A 732-nucleotide genomic window follows, 5' to 3' on the forward strand; every position below is an offset into this window, starting at 1 on the left:
AGAGCTGAAATGCGTCGACGAAGCCTTTCCGCGATTGGAGATCGAAGCGCTCGGCTACAACGTCGCGACCCTCGGTCAGAAGGCCTACAACGGCGTCGCAATCCTGTCGAAGCGTCCTCTGGAAGATGTCCGCCGCGGTTTGCCGGGTGACGATGGCGACGAGCAGGCGCGCTATCTGGAAGGTGTGATTTCGACCGCCAACGGCGCTGTTCGAGTCGCTTCGATCTATCTGCCCAATGGCAATCCGATCGGTACGCCGAAGTTCGACTACAAGATCGCCTGGATGGATCGGCTCATCCGCCATGCCCGCGGCCTGTTGCCCCTCGAAGAACCTGTCGTCCTATGCGGCGACTACAACGTCATTCCCGACCCGATCGATGCCGCCGATCCGAGCGCGTGGGTGAACGACGCGCTGTTTCAGCCGGAAACCCGCGCCAAATATCGCCAACTGATCAACCTGGGTTTCACTGATGCGGTCCGAGCCTGCAACGACCAGCCGGGGCTGTATACATTCTGGGATTATCAGGCGGGCGCGTTTCAGCGGAACAACGGCATTCGCATCGATCACCTGCTGTTGTCGCCGCAAGCGACGGATCGCTTGAAATCGGCTTCGGTGAGCAAGGAAGTTCGCAGCTGGGAAAAACCCTCCGACCACGTCCCCGTAATGGTCGATCTCGCAATTGACTGACGCAGGGTCAGGTCGAATTCAGCGTCGGCTTTGAAGATATTGTT

At 59.0% G+C, this 732-nt stretch carries 1 protein-coding gene; it reads left to right on the forward strand.

The window, feature by feature from the left end; all coding sequences use genetic code 11:
- The coding region (xth, locus tag AC1DT3_RS23225; protein ID WP_477467511.1) for an exodeoxyribonuclease III at positions 1 to 688 on the forward strand (688 nt) is incomplete at its 5' end.
- Positions 689 to 732 lie beyond the last annotated feature (44 nt).

It is taken from the genome of Microvirga sp. P4_G7 (assembly GCF_056401005.1).